Source organism: Microbispora siamensis (assembly GCF_016863095.1).
In the GTDB taxonomy this organism is placed as follows: Bacteria; Actinomycetota; Actinomycetes; order Streptosporangiales; family Streptosporangiaceae; genus Microbispora; species Microbispora siamensis.
The window spans coordinates 247,961-256,985 of record NZ_BOOF01000013.1; the positions used below are offsets into that span (position 1 = coordinate 247,961).

The 9,025-nt window shown below is 71.0% G+C and carries 8 protein-coding genes; all 8 read right to left on the reverse strand.

Annotated elements, in window-relative coordinates:
* Positions 1-12: 12 nt before the first annotated feature.
* Positions 13-2,067 (reverse strand): penicillin-binding protein 2, encoded by a 2,055-nt coding sequence (gene mrdA, locus Msi02_RS14820; protein ID WP_204048879.1) that lies wholly within the window; start codon positions 2,065-2,067, stop codon positions 13-15.
* Entirely contained in the window at positions 2,064-2,582 is a 519-nt protein-coding gene (mreD, locus tag Msi02_RS14825) for a rod shape-determining protein MreD (RefSeq protein WP_204048880.1), read from the reverse strand. The genes mrdA and mreD overlap by 4 nt, the downstream gene beginning before the upstream one ends.
* Positions 2,583-2,585: 3 nt before the next feature.
* The gene (gene mreC / locus Msi02_RS14830) at positions 2,586-3,836 is read right to left on the reverse strand and encodes a rod shape-determining protein MreC (RefSeq protein ID WP_204048881.1); all 1,251 of its coding nucleotides are present in this window, start codon (positions 3,834-3,836) and stop codon (positions 2,586-2,588) included.
* Between the two features lie 15 nt (positions 3,837-3,851).
* Positions 3,852-4,883, reverse strand: a complete 1,032-nt coding sequence (locus tag Msi02_RS14835) for a rod shape-determining protein (RefSeq protein ID WP_076434349.1) — start codon at positions 4,881-4,883, stop codon at positions 3,852-3,854.
* A 219-nt stretch (positions 4,884-5,102) separates the two neighbouring features.
* Entirely contained in the window at positions 5,103-5,513 is a 411-nt protein-coding gene (gene ndk, locus Msi02_RS14840) for a nucleoside-diphosphate kinase (protein WP_030505860.1), read from the reverse strand.
* A gap of 221 nt (positions 5,514-5,734) precedes the next feature.
* Positions 5,735-7,255 (reverse strand): hypothetical protein, encoded by a 1,521-nt coding sequence (locus Msi02_RS14845; protein WP_204048882.1) that lies wholly within the window; start codon positions 7,253-7,255, stop codon positions 5,735-5,737.
* An 11-nt stretch (positions 7,256-7,266) separates the two neighbouring features.
* A complete protein-coding gene (locus Msi02_RS14850) occupies positions 7,267-7,605 on the reverse strand; it encodes a DUF4233 domain-containing protein (protein WP_143737838.1) in 339 nt (112 codons plus the stop codon).
* Between the two features lie 8 nt (positions 7,606-7,613).
* Positions 7,614-8,897, reverse strand: coding sequence for a bifunctional folylpolyglutamate synthase/dihydrofolate synthase (locus Msi02_RS14855; RefSeq protein ID WP_204048900.1), 1,284 nt, complete (start codon positions 8,895-8,897; stop codon positions 7,614-7,616).
* Positions 8,898-9,025: the final 128 nt, after the last annotated feature.

The following is a 9,025-nucleotide window of genomic DNA, read 5'->3' on the forward strand; positions in this document are numbered from 1 at the left end:
GGCAGGCCCGCCTCACTGCGTTTCGCGGCTGATGGCCGGCAGCCGCGTAACCGGTTTGCCGTCCGGAAGCGCCGGCTTGAGCGGCTTGCCGTCGTCTCCCTTCCCGAGGCCGAAGATCCCTTCCCAGATGCGCCGCACGGCGGGCGCGGCGGTCGAGGCGCCGAAGCCGCCCTGCGCCACCATGACCACGGTGACCAGCCGCGGATTGTCCGCGGGCGCGAAGGACGCGAACCACGACGTGTCCTCCTTGCCGTAGACCTCTGCCGTACCGGTCTTGCCGCCGATCTTGACGATGTTCATCGGGAACCCGCGGAACGCGCCCGCGGCCGTGCCGTCCGAGGGCACCTCGCTGAGCGCCTTGCGGATGTAGGTGCGGGTCTCGTCGTTGACCGGCAGGTGCCCCACGATCGGGACCGGGATCTCCTGCTTAAGGGTGCCGTCCGGACGCATCAGCGCCCAGCCGACACGCGGGCTGCGCACGTTGCCGTCGCCCAGCAGCGCCGCGTACGCCCGGGCGAGCTGGAGGGGGGTGACCAGGACGTCGCCCTGGCCGATCGAGAGGTTGACCGCCTCGTAGGCGTGGAAGATCATGCCCTCCAGGCAGTTCTCGTTGGCCAGCCGCTTGGCGAACGCGGCCCGGCTCTGGTCCTTCATCTCCGGATAGCCGATCTTGGCTCGCTTGCACATCTCCGACTTCGTGGAGTTGTACAGGTCGAGCTTCCACGCGCGGGTCGGAATGCGGCCCGCGGACTCGCCGGGCAGGTCGATGCCGGTGCGCTTGCCGAAGCCGTAGGCCTTGGCCATGTTGGGCATCGGCTCCTTGACCTTGGCCTTGGGGGTCTTGCCGCCGTCGCGCAGCCACTCCTCGTACCCGGCCTTGTAGAACACGGTGTCGCAGGACTTGACCAGCGCCTCGTGCAGCGAGATCGCGCCCAGGCTCATGCCGCCCGCGTTCGGGTACGACCGGCCCTCGACGTTGTAGGAACTCGGGCACTGGTAGGTGCCGTGCAGGGGCTCGCCGTCGGCGACCATCGCTGACACCGAGCTGATCTTGAACGTCGAACCCGGGGCGTACTCACCGGCGATGGCCCGCGACACCAGCGGCTTGCCCGACTTGTCCGACAGCAGCCGCCGGTAGTCCTTCTCCGAGATGCCGCCCGTCCAGACCCTGGGGTCGTACGTCGGCCGGCTGGCCATCGCGATCACGCGGCCGGTCTTCACGTCGAGCACCACGCCGGCGGCGCCGTCCGAGTTCGGCACCTCCCGCATGGCCTGGTCGAGCGACTTCTCGACGACGCGCTGCACATTGGCGTCGATGCTGGTCACCAGGATGTCGCCGGGGACCGGGTCGGACTGCTGGTTGACCGAGATGACCTTGCCCATCCGGTCGACCTGGACGTTGCGGAGGCCGGGCGTGCCACGCAGGGCGGAGTCGTAGGTGCGCTCCAACCCGTCGCGGCCGGTGAGGTCGACGCCCGAGTAGTTGGCCTTGAGACCCTCGCGCTTCTCCAGCTCGCTCTGCGTCACCGGCTGCAGGTAGCCGAGAAGCTGGGCGGCGTCCTTGCCGTCGGGATAGTCGCGGATCGCCTGGATGTCGGCCGTGACGCCGGGGAAGTCCTCCTGGCGTTCCAGGATCTGCAGCGCCGCCCGCGGGTTGACGTTGTTGGCGACCGGGATCGGCGTGTACGGCGAGCCGGGCCAGCACGGGCGGCTGATGCCGGGGCCGCACGCCCGGATCTCCTGCTTCAGCTTCGACATCGGCACCTTCAGCACGGCGGCCAGCCGGCGCAGGACCGCGTCACCGCCGTCCCGCATCCGCTCCAGCCGGCCGCGGTCCACGGAGACCACCAGCGTCGTACGGTTGCGCACGAGCGGGCGGCCGGAGGAGTCGAGGATCGCCCCCCGCAGGGCGGGGACGCGCACCTCACGGGTGCGTGTCTCCGTCGCGACCGTGACGAACCGCGACCCCTGCACCACCTGGACCTGCCACAGCCGGACGACGAGCACCACGATCATGGCGATGACCAGCACCTGCAGGACGAGCAGGCGTCCGCGCAAACGTGTCATGCCGTCCCCCGTCTCCAGCTCGGCACGAGATCGCCGCCACCGGCGCGCTTCCGGTGGCCGCCGTGCGTGACCTTGACCGCCCGGAGCACCAGCGGGGCGGCCACGAGATTGCAGATCGCGGCCCGGGGCCATGCCATGGCCAGCACCGGCCAGGTGATCCCCGGTGCGCCGATCAGGGCACCCAGACCGGCCAGCAGGCCGGGCGCGACCACGGCGCACGCCGCCACCGCGGCCAGCGGCACGCGCTCTCCCACACGCCCGGCCGCGTAGCCGAGGGCGCACAGGACGAGCGCGTACTGGCCCAGCGTGTGGTTGGAGGGAGGTAGCAGGTCGTAGGCGAGCCCTCCGCAGAAGCCGATCACCGCACCCGGCACGGGCCCGCGCATGGTCGCGAGCGCGGCGACCGTCAACAGCACCAGGTCGGGCGCATAGGAGAACAGCAGCCGGTTGACCACGCTGACCTGGAGCACCAGAGCGACGAAGAGCAGCAGCGCGGCGAGGAGGTTGCGGGCCATCGCTCAGTTCCTCCCACCGCGACCGTCGTCCGCCGCAGTGCCCTGGCGCTGCCGAGGCGCGTCGCGCGCCTCGCCGGCGGCGGGCCGTTCATGGGCGGCGGGCGGCTCCTGACGGTACTGCTCCTGCGCGTGTTGCTCCTGGGCGTACTGCTCTTGGGGTTGCTGCTCCCCGTCCACGGCCTGTGTGCCGTGCCGGCCGCGCCGCTCCCGCGCGGCCTCGGGCCGGCCCTCGCCCGCCTGCCGCTCGGTCGTGGCCCGCGACTCGTCACCCGAGCCGCGGCCCCGGTCGCCGAGCCCCCACTCGGCCTCCAGCGAGGCGTGCCCCTGCCCGCGGCCCTCGTCGCCGCGCCGCTGGTCCTCGCGCGGCTTCGGCGGCGCCGGCTTCGGCGGCAGCACCGCGTCGCGCGGATCACGCTTCGGCGCCGCGACCACCACGCCGACGACGTCCAGCGCGGAGAAATTCGTGAACGGCCGCGCGTACGCCGTCCTGGTCACCTCACCCGGCGTGTTGTCCACCCGCTCGACCACACCGATCGGCACGCCCGGCACGTACGGCTTGCTCTGCTGAGAACCGAACGAGACGATCCGGCGGCCCACGCCGATCGGCACGGTCGAGTCGAGCAGACGGAACCTGATGAGGTTGCCGCCACCGCCCTCCTCGCCGAGGCCGCTCACGACGCCGAGCTCGTTGCCGCCCTCCAGCCTCGCCCCGGCCGACAGGGCGGGGTCGGTCAGCAGGGCGACCGTCGACCCTGCCGGGCCGGTCTGGACGACGCGGCCGACCAGCCCGGCGTCGCTGAGCACCGTCATGTCGGGCCGGATCCCGTCGCCGGTGCCGGCGTCGATCTCGACCGTGTCCTCGAAACCGGCCACCGTACGCCGCGCGACGACCTGGGCCGGCACGATGCGGTAGCGGCCGAGCCCCGCCAGCCCGAGCATGCGGTCCAGCTTCTCCGCCCGTGCCTTGTCGAGCCGCTGCGCCGACACCTCGTCCCGCAGCCGCGCGTTCTCCTTGCGCAGGTCGGCGATGGCGCGCTGGGCGGAGGGCGCGTCGCGCAGCATGCCGACGAAACCGGTGATCGGCCGGGTGACGGCGGCGCCGACGCGCTCGACCTTTCCGAACACGGCGCCCGTGAAGTCGCGCACCGGGCCGAGGACGTGGTCGTTCCCGGCCCGGTGATCCACGGTGATGAGGATCAGCGCCACGGCGAGGAGGAGTCCGAGCGTGAGACGGGCGCGGCGGGTGTCTCTCATGACGCTTGACGCTCCTTAGTTGCGGGGCTCCGGCACGAGCACCTGCTGGAGGGCTTCAAAGTCCTCCACGCATCGCCCGGAGCCGAGCGCGACCGAGTCGAGCGCGTTCTCGGCCAGGTGGACCGGCATGCCGGTCTCCTCACGCAACCGGTCGACCATGCCGCGCAACAGGGCGCCGCCACCGGTCACGGCGATCCCCCGGTCCATGAGGTCACCGGAGAGCTCCGGCGGGCACTTGTCCAGCGTCGACTTCACCGCGTCCACGATCGCGTTGACCGGCTCGGCGATCGACCGGCGGATCTCCTCGGCGCTGATGACGACCGTCTTCGGCAGGCCGCTGACCAGGTCGCGGCCGCGCACCTCGGCGTGGAAGTCCTCGCCGGTGACGCAGGCGGACCCGACGGCGATCTTGACCTCCTCCGCCGTGCGCTCGCCCAGCATCAGCGAGTACTCCTTCTTGGCGAAGGCGATGACCGCCTGGTCGAGTTCGTCGCCCCCGACGCGTATCGACTGGCTGGTCACGATGCCGCCCATCGAGATGATGGCCACCTCGGTGGTGCCGCCGCCGATGTCGACGACCATGTTCCCGGTCGGCTCGTGGACCGGCAGGCCGGCTCCGATCGCGGCCGCCATCGGTTCCTCGATGATGTACACGCGGCGGGCCCCGGCCTGGTAGCCCGCTTCTTTCACGGCGCGCTGTTCCACCGCGGTGATGCCACTCGGCACGGCCACGATGATGCGCGGGCGCACGAAGTGCCGCCGTTTGTGGATCTTCTGGATGAAGTACCGCAGCATTCGCTCGGTCACATCGAAATCCGCGATGACACCGTCCCTCAGGGGACGGATCGCGACGATGTTTCCGGGCGTCCGCCCGATCATCCGCTTCGCTTCTATCCCAACTGCCACGATCTTTCCTGTCGTGACGTTGATGGCGACGACGGACGGCTCGTTCAGGACGATGCCGCGCCCTCGGACGTAGACGAGAGTGTTCGCCGTGCCAAGGTCGACAGCCATGTCACGGCCCAGGAATGTCAGCTTGCTGCCCATGCGGAAGGAAGCCTTCCTTCAGGTGGTTAGCGGTTACCGGGTTCAGCGGGAGTGCGGGATGACGCATCGCATTCGAATCGTAACGGCCTGTGCTCATCACTGGGCACATCGAGCTCTCAAGCCCCCGGAAAAACCGGCGTCCCCCGGCCTAAGCTCGGTCACCACCTGGAAAAACACGAGAGGCCCCGGTTTAAACCGGGGCCTCTCGTGTGGCAAGGACTAGAAACGGTCCGGAAAGAAAATCTTGATTTCCCGGGCGGCGGACTCCGGCGAATCGGAGCCGTGGACGACGTTCTCGCCGATCTCCAGGGCGTGGTCGCCGCGGATCGTGCCGGGCGCGGACTTCACCGGGTCGGTCAGGCCGGCCAGGGCGCGGAACGCCTCGACGGCCCGGGGGCCCTCGAGCACCATCGCGACCAGCGGGCCGCCGGTGATGAACTCCACCAGCTCGCCGAAGAACGGCCGCTCGGAGTGCTCGGCGTAGTGAGCCTTGGCCGTCTCGGCGTCGAGCGTGCGCAGGTCCATCGCCACGATCTTGAGGCCCTTGCGCTCGATGCGGCCGATGACGTCCCCGATGAGGCCGCGACGGACCCCGTCGGGCTTGATCAGGACAAGCGTACGCTCGGACACGGTCTCTTCTCCTAAGGTCGTTTGACTCGCCGTACACGGTGACCCGGCGGATCGCGGGCCCACCCGTCACGCGTCTGGGGAGCTCCGGCTGGAAAGCTCCGACGCAACGGCAGCTTACCGGTCCGGGGACGCCGCTCCGATCGGACGAGTCCGGTGCCGGCGGGTCTCCGGTGGCGAGCCTTTGGCGGCGAGTCTCCGGCGGCGGGGCGTTCGGGGAAGTGTCAGTGTGCGGGGCCGGCGTCCCCGGGAATGTCGCCTTCCTCCGGTGACGGGGTTGGCGCGGGAATCACCACCTCGCCGTCCGCCGACGCGGCGGCGGCCCGACGGGTCAGGACGGAGGAGAGCACGATCACTCCGACCACGACGAAGCCGCCGACCAGCGCCCACGTGTGCAACGCGTCGATGAACCCGTCGACCAGGGCGTTCCCGTCGCCCCGCGCGGTCTCTGCGGCGTCGCGCAGCCGGTTCACCTGGATGCCGGTGCCGAGCAGGAAGCCCGCGAGCACTGCCGGGAAGCACAGCGACAGGCCCAGCATCGCCGATCCGAGGCCCGCCGCCCGGAACGCGCCGACCAGCGCCACCGCCGACCCCGCGGCCAGCAGGACGAACGGCACCACCAGCGGCGTGCCCGACGGCGCCGGGACCAGCAGCCTGATCGCGGCCAGCCCCGCGACGACGGCCACGAGACCGAGGACCGTCATCCGGGCCGCGAACGTCTCGGGCGCCCGCCCCGCGAGGACGGCGCCCACGAGCGCGGCCATCACGGCCACCAGGAACGGCACCCACAGACCCTTGAGGCCGGGGCCGCCCAGCGGGCCGCCGAGCTCGATGTAGGTCATCTGCGCGGCGGTGGGCAGCACCACGAGCCCCACCGCGACGTTGACGAAGGCGAGCGTACGGCCGCCGGGCCCCTCGAACGTGCCGAGCGCCGCGAGCGCCAGCATCGCCACCACCACGATCGCCGCGGCGACGACGACCAGGTGCGGCGGCCAGTCGAAGGTGATCCCCACGCCCAGCACCGCGATGGCCGCGGCGGGCAGGATGGCCAGCGCGAGCCGCCCGCGCTCGGCCGACGTCGGCCGGCCCGCGGGCAGGATGTCCCCCTCGGCCCGCGTCCCCCCGTCGCCCGAGATCATCCAGAGCACCAGGTATGCCGCGGCGAGGGCCAGCGCCACCCCGGTGAGCAGCGGGTACGGCTGGAGGGTGACCTGCCAGGAGGACACGTCGCGGATCGCCCACAGGGCGAGGGCCTGGGCCGACAGCAGCGAGGCGGCCAGCGCGCCCGCCCAGATCGGCAGCAGCACCCGGTGCCGGGGACGCTCGGCGACCGCGACCAGCGTGGCCGGCACGAGCATGCCCGCGCCGATCCCGTGGAGCACGCGCAGCACGCCGACGAGCGCGACCGTGTCGGTGTACCCCCCGGCGACGTCGGCGAGCGCGAGCAGCGTGAGCCCCGCCACGAGGATCGGCGCCGCGCGGAGCCTGCGCACCGCGACCGCGGCGAGCGGCACGGTCACCAGCATGGCGGGCAGCGCCAGGCCGTGTGCGCGGATCATGTCGACCTGCGACACGCCCGGCGGCAGCAGCGCCGCCACGACGGAGATCGTGTTCGGGATGGCGACGAGCGCGAGAGGAAGGGCCACCAGGGTGAGCAACCCGATGACGACGTCGACCAGCAGAGGGACGCGCACGGCTCGGACCGGCACGGCGGTCCGAGCCTGCGGTACGGGAGGGACGGCCATGGTTGCCGACTTTAGCGCTTCGTCGTCCCTTCGACACGGCGAGCGACGAAGATGGCCGTTATCCACAGGGCGGCGAAGATCACCCCGAGGAAGAACATGACCGGGACCAGGAATCCTGTAGCGATTGTCAGGATTTCAAGCACGGTGCCCGCAATGTACGCGTACGGGCGTTTCAACATGCCGGCGACCAGCACGCACAGGACGGCCAGCCCGAGCCCGACGGTCAGCGCGAGCGGCGTGGACACGTGGTTGATGGTGATCGCGACCGGGCTGATGAGCGCGACGACGATCGCCTGCATCCCGAGGACGGTCGCGCAGAGCCGGCGCATGCCGGGGGTCACCTCGAACACGGCGCTGCTCATTTGGCGGCCCTGAGGAGGATGCGCGCCTCGCCCGCGGTCACGACCGAACCGGTGATGAGCACGCCGGAGCCGAACTCGTCGCCCTGGTCGGCCAGCGCGACGCCCCTGTCGATGGCGTCGTCGAGCCGGTCCTCGATGTGGACGCGGTCCTGGCCGAAGACCGCCTCCGCCCGGGCCGCGAGGTCGTCCGGGCTCAGCGAGCGAGGAGAGGAGTTGCGGGTGACCACGATCTCCTCGGCCACCGGTTCCAGCAGGTCCAAAATCGTGTCCACGTCCTTGTCCGCCATCACGGCCACCACGGCGACGAGCCGGGTGAACCCGAACGCCTCGGTCAGGGCCTCGACCGTCGCCTCCATGCCCGCGGGATTGTGCGCCGCGTCGACCAGGACGGTCGGGCCCCGCCGCACGATCTCCAGCCGGCCGGGGCTGCTCACCTGGGCGAAGGCCTGCCGTACGACCTCCTCGCCCAGCGGGTCGTCGCCGGCCGTCAGCGCCTCCACGGCGGCCAGGGCGCCCGCGGCGTTGCCCGCCTGGTGCGCGCCGTACAACGGCAGGAACACGTCCTCGTACACGCCTTTCAAGCCCCTGAGCTGGAGCATCTGGCCGCCCATCGCGAGCTCGCGATGCAGCACGCCGAACTCCAGCCCCTCGCGGGCGACCACCGCACCGACCTCGGCCGCCCGCCGCATCAGCACCTCGGCGGCGGGCAGCGCCTGCTGCGCCAGCACGGTCATCGCCTTCGGCTTGATGATGCCGGCCTTCTCACCGGCGATCGTGGCGATGTCCGGGCCGAGGTAGTCCGTGTGATCGAGCGAGATGGGCGTGATGACGGAGACCGTCCCGTCGGCGACGTTCGTCGCGTCCCAGGTGCCGCCCATACCGGTCTCGACCACGGCGACGTCCACTGGAGCGTCCGCGAACGCGGCGAACGCCATCGCCGTCAGCACCTCGAAGAAGCTCAGCTTGCCCACCTTGGCGTCGATCATCTCGAGGTAGGGGACGATGTCCTGGTACACCTCGGCGAACCGCTCCTCCGACAAGGGCTCGCCGTCGATCGAGATGCGCTCGCGCATCGACTGCAGATGCGGGCTCGTGTAGCGGCCCACCCGCAGGTTACGCTCGCGCAGCAGAGCCTCGACCATGCGCGCGGTGCTCGTCTTCCCGTTGGTGCCCGCGATATGAACGACCTTGTACGACTTCTGGGGGTCGCCGAGGATCTCCATCAGCGCGGTGATCCGGTCAAGAGTGGGGCTGAAATCCCACTCCACTCCCCGTGCCATGATCGCTTGCTCGACGGCTCGATATTCCACGACCCTCAGCGTACGGGAACTCGTGCCCACCCCTTCACGAGGTGGTATGCGATGCGGGTGGGGTCTTGGTCGGTGGGGTGGGACGTCACTGGGGTGGA